The sequence below is a fragment of the Stenotrophomonas sp. 3diitr2024 genome (assembly GCF_042136455.1).
In the GTDB taxonomy this organism is placed as follows: Bacteria; Pseudomonadota; Gammaproteobacteria; order Xanthomonadales; family Xanthomonadaceae; genus Stenotrophomonas; species Stenotrophomonas sepilia.
This window is the reverse complement of record NZ_JBHHMJ010000593.1, coordinates 1-337: the sequence shown is the minus strand read 5'-3', so window position 1 is coordinate 337 and position 337 is coordinate 1. Positions and strand designations below refer to the sequence as shown.

Annotated in this window: 1 protein-coding gene; it reads left to right on the top strand. The window is 61.1% G+C overall.

Going from position 1 to position 337, the window contains the following annotated elements; genetic code table 11:
* Positions 1 to 143 precede the first annotated feature (143 nt).
* A partial coding sequence (locus ABGA94_RS15350; protein WP_375367704.1) for a hypothetical protein occupies positions 144 to 337 on the top strand: 194 nt, incomplete at its 3' end.

Below are 337 nucleotides of genomic sequence, written 5' to 3'. Positions count from 1 at the left end.
CAGCAAGAGCGATTACATGGACGGCCTGAAGCTGACCGAGGCCGAGTTCAGGGTGGTTACCGCCCTGGACGAGCGCTCGCGCTGCTTCCTGGTCAAGCAGGGTCACGCGTCCAGCGTGGTCGAAAAACGAGGCAGAGTACGCGTTGAATATCGTCATCGTTGATGACCAGACTTCCGCCCGGACGATGCTGCGTCACGTCATCGAAGACATCGCGCCGGAACTGAGCGTGCGAGTTCAAGACGACTTTCCTTCCGGGACACAGCGTTATGGGGGCGGACGACGGCAACGGGCCACCATCGCCACCAACGGCGTGCGGAAGAAAGAGTATGCGGGGTC